At 70.2% G+C, this 21,365-nt stretch carries 21 protein-coding genes and 2 pseudogenes; 8 read left to right on the plus strand and 15 right to left on the minus strand.

Features of this window, described 5'->3' with window-relative positions:
- Positions 1–46 precede the first annotated feature (46 nt).
- Positions 47–1,222, plus strand: coding sequence for an epoxide hydrolase family protein (locus OG379_RS36110; protein ID WP_405667453.1), 1,176 nt, complete (start codon positions 47–49; stop codon positions 1,220–1,222).
- 122 nt (positions 1,223–1,344) lie between these two features.
- A complete protein-coding gene (locus OG379_RS36115) occupies positions 1,345–2,478 on the plus strand; it encodes an FAD-dependent oxidoreductase (RefSeq protein WP_405667455.1) in 1,134 nt (377 codons plus the stop codon).
- Between the two features lie 14 nt (positions 2,479–2,492).
- Here the strand turns inward: OG379_RS36115 and OG379_RS36120 are convergent, their stop codons facing one another.
- The 5 genes from OG379_RS36120 to OG379_RS36140 all read right to left on the minus strand — a co-directional run bounded on the left by OG379_RS36120 (position 2,493) and on the right by OG379_RS36140 (position 6,725).
- Complete coding sequence (locus OG379_RS36120; protein ID WP_393759718.1) at positions 2,493–3,092, minus strand: flavodoxin family protein; 600 nt, start codon at positions 3,090–3,092, stop codon at positions 2,493–2,495.
- A 145-nt stretch (positions 3,093–3,237) separates the two neighbouring features.
- Positions 3,238–3,774, minus strand: coding sequence for an isochorismatase family cysteine hydrolase (locus OG379_RS36125; RefSeq protein ID WP_393759716.1), 537 nt, complete (start codon positions 3,772–3,774; stop codon positions 3,238–3,240).
- A gap of 113 nt (positions 3,775–3,887) precedes the next feature.
- Positions 3,888–4,259 carry a VOC family protein gene (locus OG379_RS36130; protein WP_362936942.1) on the minus strand — a complete coding sequence of 124 codons (372 nt, stop codon included), beginning with the start codon at positions 4,257–4,259 and terminating at the stop codon, positions 3,888–3,890.
- 51 nt (positions 4,260–4,310) lie between these two features.
- Positions 4,311–5,798 (minus strand): aminotransferase class I/II-fold pyridoxal phosphate-dependent enzyme, encoded by a 1,488-nt coding sequence (locus OG379_RS36135; RefSeq protein WP_405667457.1) that lies wholly within the window; start codon positions 5,796–5,798, stop codon positions 4,311–4,313.
- A 39-nt stretch (positions 5,799–5,837) separates the two neighbouring features.
- The gene (locus OG379_RS36140; RefSeq protein ID WP_405667459.1) at positions 5,838–6,725 is read right to left on the minus strand and encodes an SDR family oxidoreductase; all 888 of its coding nucleotides are present in this window, start codon (positions 6,723–6,725) and stop codon (positions 5,838–5,840) included.
- Positions 6,726–6,879: 154 nt separating this feature from the next.
- Here OG379_RS36140 and OG379_RS36145 point away from each other — a divergent pair, with 154 nt between their 5' ends.
- The gene (locus OG379_RS36145) at positions 6,880–7,785 is read left to right on the plus strand and encodes a metallophosphoesterase family protein (protein ID WP_405667460.1); all 906 of its coding nucleotides are present in this window, start codon (positions 6,880–6,882) and stop codon (positions 7,783–7,785) included.
- Entirely contained in the window at positions 7,782–8,450 is a 669-nt protein-coding gene (locus OG379_RS36150; RefSeq protein ID WP_405667461.1) for a 4'-phosphopantetheinyl transferase, read from the plus strand. Before OG379_RS36145 ends, OG379_RS36150 begins: the two co-directional genes overlap by 4 nt.
- A gap of 18 nt (positions 8,451–8,468) precedes the next feature.
- On the opposite strand, the gene OG379_RS36155 is transcribed toward OG379_RS36150, so the two are convergent.
- Positions 8,469–9,023: a GNAT family N-acetyltransferase gene (locus tag OG379_RS36155; protein ID WP_405667462.1), complete on the minus strand. Its 555-nt coding sequence runs from the start codon at positions 9,021–9,023 to the stop codon at positions 8,469–8,471.
- 184 nt (positions 9,024–9,207) lie between these two features.
- Between OG379_RS36155 and OG379_RS36160 the strand changes: the two genes are divergently transcribed.
- Both OG379_RS36160 and OG379_RS36165 read left to right on the plus strand, forming a co-directional pair.
- Complete coding sequence (locus tag OG379_RS36160; RefSeq protein ID WP_405667463.1) at positions 9,208–9,957, plus strand: SDR family oxidoreductase; 750 nt, start codon at positions 9,208–9,210, stop codon at positions 9,955–9,957.
- 133 nt (positions 9,958–10,090) lie between these two features.
- Positions 10,091–10,786, plus strand: a complete 696-nt coding sequence (locus OG379_RS36165; protein ID WP_405667464.1) for a TetR/AcrR family transcriptional regulator — start codon at positions 10,091–10,093, stop codon at positions 10,784–10,786.
- Between the two features lie 43 nt (positions 10,787–10,829).
- On the opposite strand, the gene OG379_RS36170 is transcribed toward OG379_RS36165, so the two are convergent.
- Positions 10,830–11,207 (minus strand): tetratricopeptide repeat protein, encoded by a 378-nt coding sequence (locus tag OG379_RS36170; RefSeq protein ID WP_393759699.1) that lies wholly within the window; start codon positions 11,205–11,207, stop codon positions 10,830–10,832.
- Positions 11,208–11,327: 120 nt separating this feature from the next.
- Here OG379_RS36170 and OG379_RS36175 point away from each other — a divergent pair, with 120 nt between their 5' ends.
- Entirely contained in the window at positions 11,328–12,293 is a 966-nt protein-coding gene (locus OG379_RS36175; RefSeq protein WP_405667465.1) for a pirin family protein, read from the plus strand.
- 857 nt (positions 12,294–13,150) lie between these two features.
- Here OG379_RS36175 and OG379_RS36180 read toward each other — a convergent pair.
- Together OG379_RS36180 and OG379_RS36185 are read right to left on the minus strand one after the other, a co-directional pair.
- Positions 13,151–13,720: pseudogene (locus OG379_RS36180) on the minus strand (IS5 family transposase); the annotation flags it as partial.
- A gap of 92 nt (positions 13,721–13,812) precedes the next feature.
- Positions 13,813–15,000, minus strand: coding sequence for an MFS transporter (locus OG379_RS36185; RefSeq protein WP_405667466.1), 1,188 nt, complete (start codon positions 14,998–15,000; stop codon positions 13,813–13,815).
- A 273-nt stretch (positions 15,001–15,273) separates the two neighbouring features.
- Here OG379_RS36185 and OG379_RS36190 point away from each other — a divergent pair, with 273 nt between their 5' ends.
- The gene (locus OG379_RS36190; protein WP_405667467.1) at positions 15,274–16,164 is read left to right on the plus strand and encodes a LysR family transcriptional regulator; all 891 of its coding nucleotides are present in this window, start codon (positions 15,274–15,276) and stop codon (positions 16,162–16,164) included.
- A 22-nt stretch (positions 16,165–16,186) separates the two neighbouring features.
- Here OG379_RS36190 and OG379_RS36195 read toward each other — a convergent pair whose 3' ends face one another.
- From OG379_RS36195 to OG379_RS36220, 6 genes and pseudogenes are all read right to left on the minus strand, one after another.
- The gene (locus tag OG379_RS36195; protein WP_405668853.1) at positions 16,187–16,606 is read right to left on the minus strand and encodes a hypothetical protein; all 420 of its coding nucleotides are present in this window, start codon (positions 16,604–16,606) and stop codon (positions 16,187–16,189) included.
- Complete coding sequence (locus tag OG379_RS36200) at positions 16,549–16,719, minus strand: cytochrome ubiquinol oxidase subunit I (protein ID WP_405667468.1); 171 nt, start codon at positions 16,717–16,719, stop codon at positions 16,549–16,551. Before OG379_RS36200 ends, OG379_RS36195 begins: the two co-directional genes overlap by 58 nt.
- A gap of 77 nt (positions 16,720–16,796) precedes the next feature.
- Positions 16,797–16,934 (minus strand): annotated as a pseudogene (locus OG379_RS36205) (cytochrome ubiquinol oxidase subunit I); the annotation flags it as partial.
- 218 nt (positions 16,935–17,152) lie between these two features.
- Complete coding sequence (locus OG379_RS36210) at positions 17,153–17,815, minus strand: SDR family oxidoreductase (RefSeq protein ID WP_405667469.1); 663 nt, start codon at positions 17,813–17,815, stop codon at positions 17,153–17,155.
- A 176-nt stretch (positions 17,816–17,991) separates the two neighbouring features.
- Positions 17,992–20,460: an excinuclease ABC subunit UvrA gene (uvrA, locus tag OG379_RS36215; protein WP_405667470.1), complete on the minus strand. Its 2,469-nt coding sequence runs from the start codon at positions 20,458–20,460 to the stop codon at positions 17,992–17,994.
- Positions 20,461–21,038: 578 nt separating this feature from the next.
- Entirely contained in the window at positions 21,039–21,365 is a 327-nt protein-coding gene (locus tag OG379_RS36220; RefSeq protein ID WP_405667471.1) for a hypothetical protein, read from the minus strand.

Genomic DNA, 21,365 nt, shown 5'->3' on the forward strand with positions numbered 1-21,365 from the left:
CCGGCTTCCGAACCACGGTGCGGGGACGGCCTTCTAGGATGCGTCCATGCCGGAAGCCCAGCCCCGCCCCGAGCCGTTCGTCCAGCAGACCGATCCCGCCGCGCTCGAAGACCTGCGCACGCGGCTCCGCGCGACCCGCTGGCCCGACGCGCCGGAGGACGCCGGGTGGTCGCTGGGGACCGATCTGGCCTACCTCCGTGAACTCGTCGCCTACTGGGTGGAGGACTTCGACTGGCCGGCGCAGGAGGCGGCGCTCGCCCGGCTTCCCCGCTTCCGCGTTCCGCTGGGCGGCCTCGGGATCCACTTCGTGCACGCCAGGGCCGTCGCGCCTGCCGGACAGCCCCTGCCGCTGGTCCTCAGCCATGGATGGCCGGACTCGTTCTGGCGCTACTCGAAAGTCATCCCGCTCCTCACCGACCCGGGCGCGCACGGTGCGGATCCGGCCGACGCGTTCGACGTGGTCGTGCCCGACATTCCCGGTTTCGGATACTCCGACCGCCCTGTCGGACCGCCCCTCGACTCGATCGCCGTCGCCGGCCTCTGGGCCGAGCTCATGACCGTCCTCGGCTACGAGCGGTTCGGCGCGGCGGGCGGGGACCTCGGCAGTCACGTGAGCCGCTTCCTGGGCCTGGACCACCCCGCACGGGTCGTGGCCGTCCACCGTACGGACGGCGGTCTGCCGAGGTTCACCGGCGACCCCGCGGACCTCGCGCCGGAGGAGCGGGCCTGGATCGAGTCCGCCACGGCCTGGGGCGGGACCGAGGGTGCCTACGCCGCTATCCACCGGACGAAGCCTCAGACAGCCGCCTTCGGGCTCCACGACTCACCGGCCGGCCTCGCGGCCTGGATCCTGGAGAAGCTCCGGGCCTGGAGCGACTGCGGCGGTGACGTCGAGCGGAGCTTCACGAAGGACGAGATCCTGACGAACATCACGCTCTACTGGCTGACCGGCACGATCGGGTCGTCCATGCGCATGTACCACGCGAACGCCGCCGTCCCGCCCGCACAGTACGAACGGAGGGTCGAGGTGCCGTCCGGCTTCTCGATCTTCTCCGGCGACGTCGTCCGCCCGCCACGGGCGTGGCTGGAGCGCACGACGAACATGGTGCGCATGACCGAACCCCCGCGTGGCGGACACTTCGCGCCGTTCGAGGAGCCCGAGATCTACGCGGAGGAGCTCCGGGCCTTCTTCCGCCCCTACCGGCCGGCGGCGACGGCCTGAGGGCGCCGCCGTCCCATGGGGCCAGGTGCCCGTCGGCTCACGCCGCCGTCCCGGTCCTGTGGTCGTCCCGGTTCTGTGACAGGGCGGGACCGGCCGGCTGAGGCGCCGTAAGTTGGCCTGCCATGAGATCCCGTATCGCCGTGATCGGCAGTGGCCCCGCCGGCCTCACCTTCGCCCGAGTGCTGCACCGTCATGGCCATCCTGTCACCGTCCTCGAACGCGATCCCGCCCGCGACGCCCGTCCCGGGGGCGGCACGCTGGACCTGCACGAGGGGCTGGGCCAGCTGGCGCTGGAGAAGGCGGGGGTGCTGGAGGAGTTCCAGGCGCTGTCCCGTCCCGAGGGGCAGGCCATGCGCATCCTGGACGTGGACGGCACCGTCCTCCGCGACTGGCAACCTCGTCCGGATGAGCGGGCCAATCCCGAGATCGACCGCGGGCAACTCCGTGACCTGCTGCTCGGGCCTCTGGACGTCCGGTGGGGGCGGGGCGTGACGAAGGTGGTGCCGGGGAGCCGGGACGGCGTGCTGGTCCATTTCGCGGACGGGCTACAGGAGACGTTCGACCTCGTGATCGGCGCCGACGGTGCCTGGTCCCGGGTCCGCCCGGCGGTCTCGGCCGTGACGCCGCGGTACACCGGCGTCACTCTGGTAGAGACCTCGCTGGACGACATCGACACCCGCCACCCCGATCTCGCGCGGCTGGTCGGCGACGGTTCCGTGGCTGTCTACGGCGTGAACCGCGCCGTCGTCGCCCAGCGCAACAGCGGCGGCCACGTCAAGGTGTACGCCCAGTTCCGCGTGGAGCTGGACCGGCGTACGGACGCGGGCCGGCTTACTGACCCGGCCGATGCCGACGCCGTGCGATCGGAGCTGCTGGCCCGGTTCGACGGCTGGGCCGCCCCCGTCCTCGATCTCCTCCGCCACGGCACCGCTTTCGCCCACCGCCCCATCTATGCTCTCCCCGTCTCCCACACCTGGGCCCACGTCCCCGGGGTGACGCTCCTGGGCGACGCCGCCCATCTGATGCCCCCGCTGGGGGCGGGCGCGAACCTCGCGATGCTGGAAGGCGCCGAACTCGGCGAGGCCGTCGCCGCCGCCGGGCCCGGCGATCTGGACGAGGTCGTCCGCGCTTTCGAGGAACAGATGTGGACACGGGCCGGCAGATGGGCGGGCATCACGACTGCCGGTCTGGAACGCCTCGTGAGTCCGGACCCTTCCGAAGCTCTCGCCCTCTTCGACGAGGTCCAGCCCTCCTGACCGCCGGGCAGCGTTCAGGATGCGGGGTACGGACTGCCGGTCAGCAGCCGTGCCAGATGGGCCGCGTTGACGGCAAGGGTGCGCGTCGTCGAGGCGACCGCCTCCGGGGGACCGTCGAGGTCCTTGTAGTCCGTGCCCTGCATGGCCTCGCCCACCCAGTAGGTGACGGCTCCCGGCGCCAGAGAGAACCCCAGGTCGTTGAGACCCTGGAACAGATCGGAGCTCACCTTGTGAGCTCCGTCCTCGTTCCCCACCACCGCTGCGGCGGCGACCTTGCCGTAGGTCAGCAGCCGGCCCTGCTCGTCGGTCTCGGACAGTTCGGCGTCCAGCCGTTCCAGGACGCGCTGGCAGACGCTGGACGGATGGCCGAGCCAGATGGGGGTGGCGATGAGGAGGATGTCGGCAGCCATGACCTTCTCGCGCAGTGCGGGCCAGGCGTCACCGTCGCCCATGTCGATCTCCACTCCCGGCCGGATGTCGTGGTCGGCCACACGGACCACCTCGCCGCTCACCCCGAGGCTCTCGAACTCGGCCATCACCTGGTCGGCGATGAGATGGCTGCTGGAAGGGGTGGGTGAGGAGTTCAGGGTGCAGACGAAAGCCAGAGCACGCATCGCTGGAAACACTCCTTCGGGCGGGGACCGGACGTCGGGTTCGGCGCCACTTGTCCCCTCCGAATGCCTGATCCACTCGGCACGGCCGCAGAAATGCCCCGTACGGCACGACGGTTGTACCGGTCCTGCCCGCGAGATCTGGACATCAGAATTCGACGTCGACGGCCTTTCGGATCGACGCGTCCATATTGCGCTCCATCATCTGGAGGGAAGCTTTCGCCAGGTCCGGATGGATATGGGCAACGGCATCGTCGGGAATCGTCACGCTCAGGTGGCGGATGTGGGCGTCGAGGGCGGAATACAGGACGCACTGCTCGGTGACCTGACCACAGAGGATCACACGGCCCACGTCCAGCTGCGACAGAAGGTAGGTGAGTGGCGTCTCGTAGAAGATCGAGTGCCTGGCCTTCACGACGAAGAGCGATTCGTCGTCCGGCAGCACGGGCTCCACCAGCTCGCTGTACGGCCCCGACAATGTCGCGTCGATGATTTCGCCGTGGTGGGACCGCCACTCCCCGAAATTGTCATTCACGTAGATCACCGGCACACCCCCGTCACGGGCGCGTTCGATGAGGTCCACGATGCGGGGGAGGGCCTCGCGTACCGAGGGAATGAGGATCTCGGCATCCGGGTGGCTGTAGGTGTTGAGCATGTCGATGACGATGAGGGCACTTCGGCTCATGGTTCCTCATTCTCGCCGTGCCAGGTCGCGAGGCGCGGCGGCGACACGGGCCGTCGGGTCCTCGGTATGCCCGTGGCCGGGGCGCGGGCGGCAGCCTGGAGGCGCCGAGGGCCTCACTGCCAGCAGAGACAGAACGGATGCCCCGCCGGGTCGGCGTACACGCGGAACCTGCGCTCACCGCCCCGGTCGTCGAGATCCAGCGGTGTCGCACCGAGCGCCAGCACCTCCTCCTGCGCGCGCTCGACATCCGGCACGTCGAAGTCCAGGTGTGCCTGCTGGGAGTTGCGGTCTCCGCGCGGCCACTCCGGTGGCCGGTGGTCGGCCGCCCGCTGGAACGCGATGTGGGCGCCGCCCGGAACGCGCAGGTCGTACCAGTCGTCGTTGTACTTCTTGATCTCACCGCCCAGAACGCCCTGGTAGAAACCGGCCAGTGACCAGGGGTCGCGGCAGTCGAGAGCGACGAGGGTGTACGTGGCGATGGGCATGTGGCCCGTCCTTTCCGTCGTGTCGCGCGTGAACCTCAGTGCCCCGCGCGGTCACGTCCCAGGGCCCGAGCCGTCCGCGCGGACACGCACCGTCCGCAAGGTCGGGTCGGCCGGGTCGGGGACGTTCATTCCCGCCTCGATACCCGACCGCAGATACCGGAGCAGGGGCTCGGTGAGCCGTTCGCCGGGGAGGACGGTGGGGATGCCCGGCGGGTAGGGGGTCATCATCTCCGCGGCGACGCGTCCCACTGCCTTCTCCACCGGAACGTCCTCGGTGGCGGCGAAGTAGGCGTCCCGGGGCAGGCACACCTGGTCCGGGCGCAGTTCGTCCGGTCCGGGGAGCTCGACGACGGGCGCCGGGCCGAGAGTGTGGGCCTGCCGGGACAGGTCGCGCAGGGCCTCCAGCAGGCGGCCGGCGGTGGACTCGTCGTCGGCGTGGGTGAACTGGGCGCTGATCCGCCGGTGGTCGACGATGTGCATGTCGATCTGATGGTGCGTACGGAGCCAGTCGGCTGCCCGGTAGCCGTTGGTCATCAGTTCACTGATGTCGATGATCACGGGGAGCGGATCGAACTCCGCGGCCTTTCCCGGCCCGCAGAAGTCCTCGCGGTCGTTCACATGCATCCCGTCGATCTTCTCGATCCGCTCCCGGACGTCTCCCGCCAGATCGAGGGCGCGGGACAGCAGTTCGTATCCGTTCAGGACCATCTGCCGTCGCCAGCCGTCGATGCCCGCGTACAGCAGGACGGACGGGCTCGTGGTGCCGAGAAGGTCCGCGCGTGAGGCGAGCGTGTCAGGGTCGACGAGGTCGCCCTGGAGGTGGAAGACCGAGCCCTGCTCCAGGCCGCTGCCCATCTTGTGGATGCTGGTGACGCAGACATCGGCACCGGCGTCCATGGCCCAGGAGGGCAGGTCGGGGTGGAAGGGAAGGTGGGCGCCCCATGCCTCGTCGACGATGACGGGCCTGGACCGGCGGTGGCACACCTCTGCGATGGCACGCAGGTCCGCGGCGGACCCGTACGGAGTGGGGCTGGTGACCAGGGCGCCACAGGCGTCCGGATGCCGCTCGAACGCCCTCTCGAAGGTTTCCGCCGACGGGGCGTGGGCGAGGTGCCGTTCGGTGTCCCACTGCGGCTCCACCCAGACGGGTTCGATGCCGGACAGGATCAGCCCGGCGACGACGGACTTGTGGGCGTCCCGGCCGACCAGGAGCTTCCGGTGCGGGGCGGCCACACTCAGCATGGCGGCCTTCACCGACAGGGAGCTGCCGCAGGTGGAGAAGAACGTGTGCTCCGCGTGCACGGCGTCGGCCATCAGCTCCTCGGCGCGGCGCAGCGCACCGGAGGTCTCACGACGGTCGTCCAGCCCGCCGCTGGCGAGTACGTCGCCGTGGAACACCGCATCTCCGAGAACGGCCCGCACCGCTGGATCGGCTCCTCGAGCCTGCTTGTGGCCCGGTGGGGAGAAGCCCAGCTCGCCCTTCTCCTTGTAGGCGGCCAGTGCGTCGAGAACGGGTGCTTCATGATGATCTGCACGCATGAACAGCGCTTTCCCTGGGATCCGTCGGGGCATTCACCGTCAGGGCAGCGGCGTACCGCCGGTCGCGTTCATGATCTCGCCGGTGATGAACGACGCGTTCGAGGACGCGAGGAAGACGTAGGCCGGCGCCATCTCGGCAGGCTGCGCGGGCCGGCCCAGGGGGCTCTGCTTCCCGAACTCCGTCGTGTCGGGCATGGTCGCGGGGATCAGCGGTGTCCAGACCGGCCCCGGGGCGACGGCGTTGACGCGGATTCCGTCGGACGCCAGCATCTGGGCGAGCCCCTGGGTGAAGGTGACGATGGCACCCTTCGTCATGGCGTAGTCCAGCAGATGAGGGCTGGGCTTGTAGGCCTGTACCGAGGTGGTGTTGATGATCGAGCCCCCTGCCGGGATGTGCGGCAGAGCGGCCTTGCACAGCCAGAACATCCCGTACAGGTTGGTACGCACCACACGGTCGAACTGAGCGGTCGAGATGGCGGCGATGCCGTCGGGCTGAGACATCTGGTAGGCGGCGTTGTTCACCAGGACGTCGATCCGTCCGAACTCCGACACGGCCTTTTCGATGAGGGCCCGGCACTGCTCCTCGTCACGGATGTCGCAGGCGACCGCCACCGCCCTCCGGCCGGCTTCCTCGACGAGCCGGGAGGTCTCCTCCGCCTCGCTCTTCTCGGCGGGCAGATACGTGAACAGCACGTCCGCCCCTTCCCGCGCGAAGGCCAGGGCGACAGCCCGGCCGATGCCGGAGTCGCCGCCGGTGACGACCGTTCCGCGGTCGAGCAGGAGACCGTTGCCCCGGTAGGAGTCCTCCCCATGGTCCGGTGTCGGATCCATCGCGTCGGTCCGGCCCGGATGCTCCTGCTCCTGTTGGGGGAAATCGGGCTGCGGATGGCGTCGTGTCGGGTCCTGCGGCTGTTCGGCGTCTGTCACCGGCGTCTCCCTCTCTCCGTTGACGGCTACGGGTGTGCTGCCATGTGCCGCCGCGTTCCCCGGAGGCGGCTGCTCAATCATCTCGGGCGGATGAACGGCGGGCACGTCGGGAGGAGTGGCCCCGGTGGAGCCGCGGAGACTGTAAATTCGAACAATGAGTTCCACCACCGAGCCGGTCCCTCACCCGTCGGGAGGCCGTGGCCGACTCCTCGCGGTCAGCGATCTCCACGTCGGGATCGCCGACAACCGGCCCATCGCCGACCGGCTGCACCCGACTGCCGACGAGGACTGGCTCATCGTCGCGGGGGATGTGGCCGAACAGGCGGAGGAGGTCGAACGCGCGCTGGAACTGCTCGCGGGCCGATTCGCCCATGTGGTGTGGACTCCCGGGAACCACGAGCTGTGGACCGTGGACAAGGACCCCGTACGGCTGCGCGGCCACGCGCGGTACGAGCACCTCGTCCAGGTGTGCCGCGAGCTCGGCGTGACCTCGCCCGAGGACCCCTACCCTCTGTGGCGGGGCCCGGACGGGCCCGTGGCGGTGGCCCCCGTGTTCCTTCTGTACGACTACTCCTTCAGGGCCCCGGGGACGACGACCAAGGAGGAGTCCCTGGCCCGCGCCCACGAGGCGGGCGTCGTCTGTACCGACGAATACCTGCTGCACCCAGACCCCTATCCGACCCGTGACGACTGGTGCCGGGCACGGGTGGCACTGACCGAGCAGCGGCTGGCCGCGCACGACCCGGATGTACCGCTCGTGATCGCGGGGCACTGGCCTCTGCTGCGCGAACCCACCTCCGTGATGTGGTATCCGGAGTTCGCCCAGTGGTGCGGAACGGAGCTCACCGCCGACTGGCACCGCCGCTTCAACGTCGCGGCCGTCGTCTACGGACACCTCCACATCCCGCGGACGACCTGGCACGACGGCGTACGGTTCGAGGAGGTCTCGATCGGCTACCCCCGGGAGTGGCGGAAGCGGGGCCACCCGCGCGGGCTGCTGCGGCAGATCCTTCCGTACGACGGAGAGCCGCCCACGGCCGTGAAGGGCGACGCCTCGTGATCGAACGGCTCCTTCCCGCGTACGTCGCGTGCGCGGACACCTACGAGGCGGACGCTCCGGCAGGCAGCCTGTACCCGGAGGAGGCACGGCTGGTGGCCGCGAGCGTGGACCGGCGCCGGCACGAGTTCGCGGCGGTCCGCGCCTGCGCGCGACGCGCCATGGCCACCCTGGGACTGCCTCCGGCTCCCGTGATGACCGGCCATCGCGGGGTGCCGTTGTGGCCGGACGGGATCGTCGGCAGCATGACGCACTGCGTGGGTTATCGCGCGGCGGTACTGGCGAGGGCGTCCCAGGTGCGCGCGCTCGGTATCGACGCCGAGCCCAACGAACCCCTTCCGGCCGGCGTGTGGGAGACGATCTCACTGCCTTCGGAACGAGCGAGGGTGCCCCTGGACACGGACAGCCCGGTTCACTGGGACCGGCTGTTGTTCAGCGCCAAGGAGAGCGTCTTCAAGACGTGGTTCCCGCTCACCCGGATCGAACTCGGCTTCGAAGAGGCGGACATCAGCTTCCGCACGAGTGCGGACACCGCCACCGAAGGCACATTCGTCGCGACACTCCTGCTGACGGCGCCCGGGATGCCGAGGTCGTACGAGGGCAGGTGGCTGATCGACGACGGCTTCGCGGTGACCGCGATCGTGCTCCCGGAGAGCTCTTCCGTGTGACGCCGGGCGCGTCCCTTCTCACCGGACCGCACTGTCGGACCACGGCACTTCCTCTCCCGGGGAAGTGCCGGGCCAGTCGACGCGGTAGTGCTTCAGCCGTTCGTCCACCGCGACCAGACGCATGCCGGCCGATGCCATGACGCGGTGGGATCCGACGTTGTCCAGATCGGTGTCGCCCTTCACGGAGCGAACCCCCTGGGACCGGGCGAAGGTCAGGAGCGCCCTGAGCGCCTCGGAGGCGTAACCCCGGCCGCGTGCCGAGCTGATGAGGCCGTATCCGATGGTGACCTGGCCTGCGGCGTCCGGTCTGCCGTGGAAGGCCACGCCGCCGATCGCCATCCCGTCCGTACGGCGTCGTATCTCGTACGGGCCGAAGGGCTGCGGGTTTCCGGTGCTCGCGCAGGCCGCCAGGAAGCGTCGGGCGCCTGCCCGGTCGCCCTCGTCGGGGTAGCCGGGCGCCCACCGTGCTCCGTCCGGAGGGGTGTGCGTGTCGCCGCTCTCCACCACCCCCGCCTGCGCGGCGGTCAGCGGATGCAGGGCGAGGCGGGTGGTCATGAGGATCTCCAGGGCCATGACGCCTGACTATCAGGGGTCGGAAGGCGGATGCACCCGAGTATTCATTCCCTTCCGACCGGGGTAGCGACGCTAGTAACATCGCTATCGTCCTGAAGTAGCGGCGCTAACGCCTTGGTGTTAGCGTTGTTGTTGTCAGGGTTTGTGGAACCGCCGGCAACTTCTTTGCCATAGGAGCAACGTCATGACCGAGCAGCACACCACCCCCGCACGCAGGGTCGCGATTGTCACCGGAGGTTCGCGAGGTATCGGCCGCGAGTGTGCCGAGCGGCTGGCGGCGGACGGGTTCGCGGTCGTCGTCAACTACGCCGGGAACAAGGCCGAGGCCGAGGCGGCCGTGGCCGCCGTCGTAGCCGCGGGTGGCGAGGCCGTCGCGCACCAGGCGGACGTCGCCGACGAGGCGGCGGTCGCCGCTCTCTTCGACGCGGCCGAGGAGGCCTTCGGGGGAGTGGACGTGGTCGTTCACGCCGCGGGCGTCATGTCGCTCTCCCCGCTCGTCGACCTCGACCTGGACGCGCTGGATCGGATGTACCGCACCAACATCCGTGGGACCTTCGTCGTCGACCAGCAGGCTGCGCGCCGTCTGCGAGCAGGCGGGGCGATCATCAACTTCTCCAGCTCGGTGCTGGCGCTGGCCATTCCCGGATACACCGCCTATGCCGCCACCAAGGGGGCCGTGGAGGCGATGACGCTGATTCTCGCCCGTGAGCTGCGCGGCCGGGACATCACGGTCAACGCCGTCGCCCCCGGACCCACCGCCACCGCGTTGTTCCTGGACGGCAAGGACGAGGAGACCATCGCGAGGATGGCCGCCCAGCCTCCGCTTGAGCGGCTGGGAGCCCCCGAGGACATCGCGGAGGTCGTCGCCTTCCTCGCAGGTCCCGCCCGCTGGGTCAACGGCCAGGTGCTGCGTGCCAACGGCGGAATCGTCTGACCGGCCGGTCGGTCCGGTCATGCCCCGGGACGCCGTGGGCCGACGTGCCGAAAAAAAGCAGGCCGCGGAGGGCGGGCCGCCCCCGCCCGCACCGTCCGGTAGGCCCCGTACGGCGCTTGATAGCGTCCCTCCGGTGAGTACACGAGCGCGCATCCTCGAAGTCGCGGCCCGGCTGGTCGCGGAGTCCCCCGACGGGGACATCTCCACGCGCGCCGTGTGCGAGGCGGCGCAGGTCGGAGCACCTGCCCTCTACAGGTACTTCGGGGACAAGGAAGGCCTGCTGTCGGCGGTCGTCGACCATGGCTTCGACGCCTATCTGGCGACCAAGCGAGAGCGTGGGGAGACCACCGACCCCGTCGAGGATCTCCGTAACGGCTGGGACAGCCACGTCGATTTCGCTCTCCGGAACCCGAATCTGTACCGGCTGATGAACTCCCCGGCGATGCGGACGCCGCCGGCGGCCGCCTTCGAGTCGCATCGCATCCTGACTCGGGACCTGGAGCGGGCGGCCGAACAGGGGAAGCTGCGCGTAGCGCCCGAACTGGCCGCCCAGATGATCATGTCGGCCACGACGGGCGTCGCGCTGATGCTGGTCTCCCGGCCCGCGACCTTCCACGACGCCGGGGTGTCGGTGCGTGTCCGTGACGCCGTGCACGCCGCCGTCTTCACCCCGGACGCACACGCGAGCGAGCCGGTGGACGCCGAAGTCCCCTCCGCCGCCGCCCGGCTGGGCGCCCTGCTGCGCCGGTCGCACGGATCCGGTCTCAGTACTGCCGAATCGGCGCTGATGACCGAATGGCTGGACCGGGTGTCGAACGCGGAAAGGTGACCCGGGCCGGGGGAGTGAAGCATTCTCCCCCGGCCGGTGTGTGTCACCCCTGGTTCGGCTGCTCCCGCGCAAGAAGCTCGGGTCCGAGGTCCCCGTTCATCGCCCGGGCCATCCGCAGATGGGGGGCAGCCTCCGCGTGCCGGCCCTGACGCTCGAGGGTGCGCCCGAGCATAAGCCGCGCATAGTCCTCGACAGGACTGCGCTCCAGCACCTCGCGCAGCTCGGTCTCGGCCTTGGCGAGCCTGGCCGAGTGGTAGTAGGAGCGGGCCAGCAGCAGCCGCGGCGCCACCTGCTCCGGTACCTCCTGCACCAGCCCGCCGAGGATCCGCGCCGCGGTCAGGTACTCCTTCGCCTCGAAGAACAACTGGGCCCGGTCCCAGCGGTCGGCGGGCGTACCGAACTCGTAGTAGGTGTCGTTCACTTCTCCTCCTCGGCCGCGATGTCTACAGACCCGTCAACAGCGCACAGTGGTTGAACATTCCACTAAAATTTCGGCGTGGGGACCGGTGCTCCATAGCCGTACGGGAATAGGTTGTGCGCCATGAGCAATCTCGATCGCCAGGCCGCTCTCTCCGTCTGCGGAGGACGCGGCTTCGTCGTCGCCGAACCGGTACGTGAACTCCTCACTCCGCGCCATGTCCAGCTCGGCGAATCCACCGAGGTGCGCAGACTGCTGCCCAACCTGGGACGCCGCATGGTCGGCGCCTGGGCGTTCGTGGATCACTACGGCCCCGACGACATCGCGGACGAGCCCGGGATGCAGGTGCCGCCGCACCCCCACATGGGGCTGCAGACGGTCAGCTGGCTGCATGAGGGGGAGGTGCTGCACCGGGACAGCCTGGGCAGCCTCCAGCAGATCCGGCCGCGGGAGCTGGGCCTGATGACTTCCGGCAGAGCCATCAGCCACTCCGAGGAGAGCCCGGAGCAGCACGCCAGGTTTCTGCACGGTGCCCAGCTCTGGGTGGCTCTGCCCGATGCCCACCGGCATGTCGAGCCGCACTTCCAGCACCACACGGACCTGCCCGCCGTCACAGCGCCGGGAGTCACCGCCACCGTGATCCTGGGTGAGCTCGACGGAGCCGCCTCGCCCGGGACGGCCTACACCCCGCTCGTCGGGGCCGACCTGTCCCTGACCGCGGGCGCCGAAGCCCGGCTGCCGCTGGACCCTGACTTCGAGTACGCCGTGCTGTCGATGTCCGGCGAGGCCCATGTCGACGATGTCCCGGTCCTCCCGGGGTCGATGCTCTACCTCGGCTGCGGCCGCACCGAACTGCCGTTGCGCGCCGAGTCCGATGCCGGGCTCATGCTCCTCGGCGGAGAGCCGTTCGAGGAGGAGATCGTCATGTGGTGGAACTTCGTGGCCAGGACCCAGGACGATATCAGGCAGGCCCGCGAGGACTGGATGAACGGTGATCGGTTTGGCGCCGTACGTGGCTACGACGGCCCGCCCCTCCCGGCTCCAGCACTGCCTGATGTGCCCCTGAAGCCGCGTGGACGTGTGCGCTGAGCTGCGGGTTCTTACGGGTTCTTGGCTTTCGAGGCATGTCCGATCGTGCCTGCATCGTACGGCGGGCGGGGGAGGCCTGGAAAGCGGCTGACGGTGTCTCCGGGGGGAGCCCTCCGCTGGACCAGCGTTCCCATCTGTGCCCGCGTCCGACCTTGTGTGCCAGGACGGATGCTGACTCAATGCTGACTTTCCTGACTGAGTATCAGGTACGTTCAGCGGCTGGTTGGGCGAACGGAGATCCGGGCGCCCCTCGGGTGAAACCGAGGTTCAGGGCTACCGCCCGGGCGACCGTGAACGGTGCACGGGTGCAGTGGCAGTTCGCCGGAGTGGCCATCCTCGGTAAGACACCGAGCAGCGGCTGCTGCACCTGGGCCACGCGCAGCGTGATGCCTCTGGTGGAGGGTGGGCCGAGCCCGCGTGTCCTCAGCGCTGAGCTGCCGGCGGCTCCGCCGGACGACCAGGGCATTGAATGGCCAGCCAAGGCGTCGGGCCCGAAGGGTCACCCTCGCAGCTCGTCGGCGTCGTACAGCCGCCAGGCCGGCCAACGAGCCGCTTCGGCTTCGCCGTCACCACCGCTCAGCAGCTTTCGGCGGTGCAGCATGAGCCGGAGGTGGCGTGCCGCGTCCCCGTTCTCTTCCACTCCTCGGTCGAGAAGCACGGGTTGGGGGGCAGCTCCGCCGACGCCACGCACCACGGCGTCCGCGGGATACCCGTGAACGGTCTCGCCAAGCGTGACCGTGGCTTCTTCCGCGAGGGAGAGGGTCTTGTACAGGTGTTTGAGCAGCTACGTCCTCGTCTTTGCCGCCCCGGGACTAGGCCGTTTCCTCCGGAACGCCTTGCTGACCACACGAAGATGCGTTGGTGTTCCCGCCAGTGACAGTGAAAGCGAGCGGACGTCCCAGGGCATCGCAGGCCAGGTGGATCTTGCTGGTCAGTCCGCCCCGGGAGCGTCCGAGTGCGGGAATGCCCCCTTTTCGTGCTCCGGCGGCGTGCTGGTGAGCCCGGACGGCCGTGGAGTCGACCGACACAAGCCAGTCGATGCCCCCGGCCGCGTCCGCCTTCGTCTGGGCGGCCCGGAGCATCCGGTCGAAAGTGCCGTCCAGGGCCCACCGGCGCAATCGGGTGTGCAGCGTGGCCCACGGGCCGTACCGCTCAGGAACGTCCCGCCATCCCACCCCGGTGCGGAACTTCCACACTATGCCGTTGAGCACGGTGCGATCATCCAACCGCTTCCGCCCCCGCAGCGACGCGGGTAGTAGCGGCCGGACGAACTCCCACTCGACGTCGGACAGGCCCTCGAGGACGCCGATCAGCTCGGCGGTCGTCGTGATGGCAGGCAGGGCGATGTGACGTGACCGGATGCCGGCCTTCGCGCACCGCGCCCGCTTCATGCGGACGTACGTGACGGACGCGGGGTCCTCGCCCACCCCCGGCGGATCCGTGTCACGCGCACCCGCACCGAGTGCCCACGATCGCGCCCTCCCAGGCAACCGGTGTCGCATGCGCCGCAGGGATGAGGTCAGGAGGGGCGAGCGGACTGCGCCGAGAGCGCGCCGGGACCGGGTGGGCGGTCGCGCAACGCGACGGCGACCGACACAACGGCGCCGCAGGAGAGGACCGCCGCGAAACCGATCATCGCGGTCTGCACGGCGAAATGCCGCAGGGCGATGCTGAACAGGACGGAGGGCAGGCCCATTCCGAGGTACGCAACGACGAAGAACACGGCGAGGACCCCCGCGCGTGAGCCGGGCTCGGCCACTGAACCGGCACGATCGACGCCTCCCTTGAACAGCAGCCCGGAGCCGGCTCCGGACAGGGACACGGCGACCATGTAGAGCCAGAGCGCCGGGTGGTAGAGGGCGACGGCGCACAGGACCAGGCCGACCGGGAAGACCACTGCCCCCACGGTCAGGACCCGGGGCAGTGGGAGGCGTCTCAGCACCAGCTGGGCGGCCGCCGCGGAACCGAACATGAGGAAGGCCGCCAGGCCGACCACGAGGCGCGAGTCGGTGTGCAGTGTGCCGTGGAGCACGCTCGCCCCGAGGGAGGAGATCAGGCCGAGGACAGCGAAGGCGAAGGCACCCAGCGCGCCGGCCGCGCCGAACGCCCGTCGGCCGCCGGGGCGCAGGACGAACCTGCTGGGCGGTTCGGCCGCGGGCAGCTCCAGGTCCACGGTCTCCGGGGTGCACAGCACCAACGCCAGGCACACCGCCATGGCGAGCGTGAAGATCGCCTGGGTGGTGATCAGGGGCGTGGGAAGCCACTCGGCGGCGGCTCCGGCGACCAGGGGCCCTGCGGCCAGGCCGCCGAGGTTGGCCGCGGTGGCCACGATGCCGGGCAGCACCGAACCCGTCCGTTCCGGACGGGCCTCGTGGTGGAGGTCGTGCAGGTACGTCGTCGCGGTCGAGGCCATCAGCCCCAGTCCGACACCGTTCAGGATCCTACCCGCGATCAGTCCCGGCAGGTCCTGCCACATGATCAGTACGACCGACGCGACGATGCCGACAAGCAGCGCCGGGACGATGATGCGCCGCCGGCCGAGCCGGTCCGAGAGGTGTCCCAGTCCGAGGAAGGCGGCCGCTGCGCCCACGACCATCGAGGCGTACGCCACCGTGACCGTGGTCGCGCCGAAGTGGTCCCGGGCCTCGTACAGCGGCCACAGCGGGGTCGGCGCGGTGCCGAAGGCCATCAGCACCGTGAAGGCCACCGCCACGAACCAGAAGCCGGTCGCGTGCGAGGCAGGGCGCCGGGCGGGGGTGCGGGGCGGCAGGCCGGCGGGAGCGGGTGCTGGGATCCGGGGGGTCGGGTGGCAGGGAGCGTCGGCTGTGGGACGGTTCAGCGGCGTCGGAACGGCGGCAGGCAGGGGTACCCCTCCTCGGGCGGAAGTGGATGGCGCTTTCCATCCATCCTCCTCACCAGCCAGGATCAGCGCCAACGAATGTTTTTGCTGGATTCGAGCAATGCAAGTGATACTTCTCGTGTGGAGCTACGTCAGCTGGAGCACTTCATCGCGGTCGCCGAGGAGCTGAGTTTCACGCGTGCCGCCCGTCGGCTCCACGTGGTGCAGTCAGGGGTGTCCGCCGCGATCCGCTCACTGGAGCGCGAGCTCGGCTGCGCGCTGTTCGAGCGCACGTCGCAGCAGGTCCGGCTCACCGGGGCGGGCGCCGCGCTGCTGCCGGAGGCTCGGGCCACCCTGAACGCCGCCCAGGCCGCCCAGGACGCCGTGCGCGCCGCACAGGACACGCTGCGCGGCACGGTGAACGTGGGGGCCATGGCCTCGGTCGAAGTGGTGGACCTGCCTGCGCTCCTCGGGCAGCTGCACGCGCGGCATCCGGCGATCGACGTCCGGCTGCGGCTGGCGACAGCCGGCTCGGCGGGACTGGCGCACGCGCTGCTCAGCGGGGACCTTGACGTGGCCTTCCTGTCGCTGCCCGAACGCAAGCCCGCCGGGATCGACGCACGGGAGCTGGCCACCGTGCCGCTCGTCCTGGCGGTGAGCGCCGCCCATCCCCTCGCGCAGCGGGGAAAGGTGGCGCTTGCGGACCTCGCAGGGGAGCCCTTCGTGGACTTCCCGCCGGGCTACGGCAACCGCGAAGTGGTCGACCGGGCGTTCGCGGCGGCGAGCGTCGTACGCCGGGTGGCACTGGAAGTGCCCGACATCGACATGGGGGCGGCACTGGTCCGGCACGGTCTGGGCATCGCCTTCCTGCCCGCGTTCGCCGTTGCCCGCACCCCCGGCCTGCACGTCCTGGACGTCCACGGCACCATGCTCCGCTGGAGCATGCATCTCGGCACGTCGTCGACCCGGCGGCCCAGCTTGGCTCTGCGGGCGCTGCTCGACCTGGTCGACCTCCACGTCATCGCCCTGTGACGGGCGGGCCGCGGCCCGGACGTCACCCGTCGGTAGTGTCCGGCCCCCAGCGTTCGCCTGGCTCCGGCCGCGACATCTGCCGGAGAATCCGCTGACGTTCCCGATGCCGTCGTCCATAGGCGGCGTCGGACACCTTCTCGTCCCCTTCGAGGCTAGTGCCGAAGGCCCCGCCGATCATCGTGATGGCGGTGATGAACCAGGCCAGGAAGAGGTAGTCGCCGACAACATCCGCGACGGCCTGCCGCACCCGACGCCGAAGGCGGCGGACCTCCAAGGACGGGAGGGGAGATGAGCGCGGCACGGAGCGCGGTGTCGGGCCGGTGGTCGGTAGGAGTTCCATGGCGGAGAAGTTCGCCGGCTCCCCGCCGTACACCTGGCGGGCGATCATGTCCCCGACGAGGAACTGCAGCGGCATGGCGATCGCGGCGACCGTGAACGGCACGGCGAACCCCGGCCGTGGTAGTGGTCCCGGCTCCCCTTGAGCAGGCCCCACGCGTACACGCCCGCGACCATGAACCCCGCGACAACGTACGCCGCGAGGAGCATGTGCACCATCTCCCACCAGAACGCGCGCCGTTGAAGAAGACCTGGGACGGGATCACGCCCACCACACGCCCGTTCCGCACCGCGATTCCGGCGGGCTGGTTCATCGAGCCGTTGGCCGCAATGACGGAGGCCGTTCCGCCGACGCCCGCCAGGGCGACCACGACGCCGGTGAAGAAGTGCGGCCACAGGGGCAGCCTCCTCCAGCCGTAGATGTAGATGGCCACGAAGATTGCTTCGAGGAAGAAGAGACTTTCGACGCGAACGGAACCCGAAGGCCGGCCCGTACTTGCCCATGAGCCCGGGCCGGAGCAGCCCCAGCTCGATCGTCAGCACGGTGCCGGACACGGCCCCCGCCGCGAACAGCACGGCGGCCACCGCAGCGCCTTTGGAAGCGCCCGGGTGTGAGCCATTACCCGCACCCGGGCGAGGGCGGAATGCGGCGTCAGCCGCCGGCCACGGCGCGCACCGCCTCCTCGACCGGGGTGGACCCACTGATCAGCTCGAGGATGCGCCCTGCGGTCCTGGGCTCGTGGAGCAGGGTGGCGAGCACCGCAGCCACGTCATCGCGCGGCACTTGGCCGCGGTCGGTGTGCTCAGCGAGCGTGACACGGCCGCTACCGGGGTCGTCGGTCAGCATCCCCGGGCGCAGAATCGTCCAGTCCAGTCCCGGACGGGAGGCGATGTCGGCGTCCGCCTCGCCCTTGGCCTTCAGGTAGGTGGCAAACACCGGGTCGGTGCCGGGCGGCGGCAGGCTGTCCACGCCCATCGAGGAGATCACCAGGAAGCGGCGCATCCCGGCGCGCTCGGCCGCGTCGGCGAGGAGGATGGCCGCGTTCCGGTCCACCGTCTGCTTGCGGGCCGCGCCGCTGCCCGGTCCGGCGCCCGCGGCGAACAGTGCCGCGTCGGCGCCGCCAAGGTGGCCGGCCACGTCGTCCACCTTGGCGTGTTCCAGATCGCACACCACCGGTTCCGCACCGTCCGCGCGCAGGTCGTCGGCGTGGTCCGGGTTGCGGATCAGCCCTGTGACGTTGTCGCCGCGCGCTGAGAGCAGCCGGGTCAGCCGGCGCGCGATCTTTCCGTGTCCACCCGCGATCACAATGTGCATGGGGTCATTCTTGCCACACGCGACCGCTCACGCCGGGCTGTGGGACTGCCGCGGCAAGTCGGGTCCCGCGGTTGGCCGCAAAGTCGGCGTACTCGCGCACCGCGCTGGTGCGCGAGACCACCCGACCACCGGGTCGCGCCGCAGGTGCTCGGGGATTCGCGATCGCGATTCCGTCGTCAGGAGCGCGCGAGCCGGGCCGCGAGATAGGGTGCCGTGGCGCTGCGGCGGGCCCTCGCCACCTTGGCCGGCGGGCCCGCCGCGACCACCCGCCCGCCCGCGTCGCCGCCGCCCGGACCGAGGTCGATGACCCAGTCGGCGGTAGCGATCGTGTCCAGGTCGTGCTCGACGAGGACGACCGTGTTACCGGCGTCGACGAGTCGGTGCAGCTGTCGCAGCAGTAGCGCGATGTCCGAGGGGTGCAGCCCCGCCGTCGGCTCGTCGAGCAGGTAGAGCGCGTGCCCGCGGCGGGCTCGCTGCAGCTCGGTGGCCAGTTTGATGCGTTGCGCCTCACCGCCGCTGAGTTCCGTCGCGGGTTGGCCCAGCCGCAGGTACCCCAGTCCCACCTCGCGCAACGTCTCCAGACTGCGGGAGGCGGCCGGGACGGCGGACAGGAACTTGGCGGCGGCGTCGACGGACAGAGCCAGTACTTCCGCGATGTTCTTGCCGCGGTAGGTGACTTCCAGCGTTTCGGCGTTGTACCGGGCGCCTTCGCAGGTCGGGCACGGCGCGTAGGTGCCGGGCAGGAACAGCAGTTCCACCGCGACGAATCCTTCGCCCTGACACGTCTCGCACCGGCCTTCGGGCACGTTGAAGGAGAACCGCCCGGCCGAGTAGCCGCGCGCCCTGGCTTCGTCCGTCGCCGCGTACAGCTTGCGCACCGCATCGAACATCCCGGTGTAGGTGGCCAGGTTGGACCGGGGAGTTCGGCCGATGGGCCGTTGGTCGACCCGGACCAGCCGGTCGAACGACTCGACCCCCGAAGCGTCCTGGACGTCGACCTCCAGCTGCGCCTCGTCGGGTTCCTCGGGTACGAGTCCGAGGTGGCCGCGGACGACCTCGGCGAGCACCTGAGTCACCAGCGTCGACTTTCCGGAACCGGACACGCCCGTCACCGCCGTCAGCACGCAGAGCGGCACGTCGACGGACACGTCGTGCAGATTGTGGCGGGAGACGCCGCTCAGGTGCAGCCAGCCGTGCGGTGTGCGCGGGCGGTGATCGAGCGGCTGGGCGCGCCCGAACAGGTACTGGCTCGTGGCCGACTCTCCGACCCCCTCAAGACCGGGGACCGGGCCGCTGTACAGCACGCGTCCGCCGCCCTCGCCCGCACCGGGGCCGATATCGACCACCCAGTCCGCCCGGCGTACGACGTCCATGTCGTGCTCCACGACGAACAGCGAGTTGCCCGCCGCCTTGAGGCGGTCCAGCACATCCAGCAGCGGTTCCGCGTCAGCCGGGTGCAGGCCCGCGGAGGGTTCGTCGAGGACGTAGACGACGCCGAACAGCCCCGAGCGCAGCTGGGTGGCGATCCGCAGGCGCTGCGCCTCGCCCGGCGACAGGGTCGTCGAGCGGCGCCCGAGACTGAGATACCCCAGGCCCAGGTCGAGCAGTACGTCGACCCGCGCGACCAGATCACCGCAGATCCGGACCGCGACCTCGGTCGTCTCCCCGGAACGGGCGGTCGACGTGGTGGCGTCGGCCTCGGGCCGCTCCGCGACGGGCCGCAGCAGCGCCACGACCTCGGTGAGCGGCATCGCGTTGATCTCGGCGATGGAACGTCCGGCGAAGGTCACGGCGAGCGCCTCGGGCCGCAGTCCGCTGCCGTGACACGCGGGGCAGGGCACACTCCTGACGAACCGGAGCGCCCGTTCGCGCATCTTCTCGCTCTTGGAGTCGGCGAGGACGTGCATGACGTGCTTGCGGGCGCTCCAGAACTTGCCCTGGTAGCCGTAGTCGACGCGGTCCTCCTCCGGCTCGATGTACACGGAGGGCTGGTCGTCCGTGTACAGCAGCCAGTCCCGGTCCTTCTTCCTGAGCCTGCGCCACGGTCGGTCGATGTCGATGCCCAGGCCGCTCACGACACTGCGCAGGTTGGCGCCCTGCCAGGCGCCCGGCCAGGCGGCGATCGCCCCCTCGCGGATGCTCAGCGAGGGGTCCGGGACGAGCAGGTCCTCGGCGACGTCGTGCACGACGCCCAGTCCGTGGCACTCCGGGCAGGCGCCGGCCGCGGTGTTGGGGGAGAACGACTCGGCTTCCAGCCGCGCGGCCCGGGGCGGATAGGTGCCGGCGCGGGAGTACAGCACGCGCAGCAGATTGGACAGCGTGGTGAGGGTGCCGACCGTCGAGCGCGAGCTGGGCGACCCGCGTCGCTGCTGCAGGGCCACGGCCGGTGGCAGGCCGGTGATTTCCTGCACGTGCGGTGCGCCGACCTGTTGCAACAGCCTTCGGGCGTACGGTGCTACGGACTCGAAGTAGCGCCGCTGGGCCTCCGCGTAGAGCGTGCCGAACGCGAGCGAGGACTTGCCCGAACCGGAGACGCCGGTGAAGGCGACCATCGCGTCCCGCGGAACGTCGACATCGATGTTCCGCAGGTTGTTCTCACCAGCGCCCCGGACATGCACGAAGGGGTCGGTCGCGTCCTTGTTCACCGTTCCTGATTACCTGATCGCGCCGGGAACCGCGCGACAGGCGCCGTCACCGGGACCCTCATACGAGCATCCGGAGAAACCCCGTATGAGCCGCTCCCAGGGAACATTTGAGAGTGCTTCACCGTTGATCCATACGTGGGCGTGAAGGGAACTGTGTCCCCGGGCCTCAACCTTTGCCCATGAGGACGATCGTCCGGCTGAAGCCTTATGGAGCCCCCGCCGCGAGGCGACCGCCCTTCGCGCCCACTCTCGATCGGCCCCGGCTGGGGATCCCCCGAACCAGTCGGGGCCTTCGCCTGCCCCCTGCCGGCCGGCTTCGGCGAACGCGGTGGTTCGCCTCCCGGTGACGCACTCGCCCGGCGGCTCAGCCCCAGGTCGCGAGCATGCGCCCATGGCGGCCATGACCGAGGGCGGCCAGCACGGCACCCCCGCACCGGATACCTGGGCTCCAGCAGCGGCAGCGCCTTAATGGTCGGCGCCTGCCTACGTTGACACATGTCGAACCAGCGCGGCCCGCCCGCGCTGGAGATCACCCTTCCCGGGGTCTTCGTCGCCGCCGACGTCAGGAGCGGCTCGGTCTAACGGATGGCCTCGGCGGTCGGTGAGGGTGCCATGGCGATCCGCCTCGTGCACGGGCACCGGGAAAACGCGGGGATCGACAGCAGCGTGAACACCGCGTCGCAGAGCAGCCCCACGTGGAGGTGACCGGCAACATGTCGCTGCTGACGAGGCGGGGACCGCGCGTCGGCGGCCGCGAGGGTGCGGAAGATGTTCACCTGGTTCCCACGACCGATCCCGTCCGTCTCCAGCTCGCCCAGGAAGCACTCGACCACGACAGGCGTGACGGAATTCAGCTTCCGCGATTCGAGGCGGGGGATGATGTGCACGTTGATTGAGCTCTCCAC

It is taken from the genome of Streptomyces sp. NBC_01166 (genome assembly GCF_045039765.1).
Classification (GTDB): Bacteria; Actinomycetota; Actinomycetes; order Streptomycetales; family Streptomycetaceae; genus Streptomyces.

Excerpts from the sequence above, each read along its gene's own strand:
- OG379_RS36110 (WP_405667453.1), top strand. The coding sequence starts at position 47 with ATGCCGGAAGCCCAGCCCCGCCCCGAGCCGTTCGTCCAGCAGACCGAT.
- OG379_RS36115 (WP_405667455.1), top strand. The coding sequence starts at position 1,345 with ATGAGATCCCGTATCGCCGTGATCGGCAGTGGCCCCGCCGGCCTCACC.
- OG379_RS36120 (WP_393759718.1), bottom strand. The coding sequence starts at position 3,092 with ATGCGTGCTCTGGCTTTCGTCTGCACCCTGAACTCCTCACCCACCCCT.
- OG379_RS36125 (WP_393759716.1), bottom strand. The coding sequence starts at position 3,774 with ATGAGCCGAAGTGCCCTCATCGTCATCGACATGCTCAACACCTACAGC.
- OG379_RS36130 (WP_362936942.1), bottom strand. The coding sequence starts at position 4,259 with ATGCCCATCGCCACGTACACCCTCGTCGCTCTCGACTGCCGCGACCCC.
- OG379_RS36135 (WP_405667457.1), bottom strand. The coding sequence starts at position 5,798 with ATGCGTGCAGATCATCATGAAGCACCCGTTCTCGACGCACTGGCCGCC.
- OG379_RS36145 (WP_405667460.1), top strand. The coding sequence starts at position 6,880 with ATGAGTTCCACCACCGAGCCGGTCCCTCACCCGTCGGGAGGCCGTGGC.
- OG379_RS36155 (WP_405667462.1), bottom strand. The coding sequence starts at position 9,023 with ATGGCCCTGGAGATCCTCATGACCACCCGCCTCGCCCTGCATCCGCTG.
- OG379_RS36160 (WP_405667463.1), top strand. The coding sequence starts at position 9,208 with ATGACCGAGCAGCACACCACCCCCGCACGCAGGGTCGCGATTGTCACC.
- OG379_RS36175 (WP_405667465.1), top strand. The coding sequence starts at position 11,328 with ATGAGCAATCTCGATCGCCAGGCCGCTCTCTCCGTCTGCGGAGGACGC.
- OG379_RS36200 (WP_405667468.1), bottom strand. The coding sequence starts at position 16,719 with ATGGTGCACATGCTCCTCGCGGCGTACGTTGTCGCGGGGTTCATGGTC.
- OG379_RS36210 (WP_405667469.1), bottom strand. The coding sequence starts at position 17,815 with ATGCACATTGTGATCGCGGGTGGACACGGAAAGATCGCGCGCCGGCTG.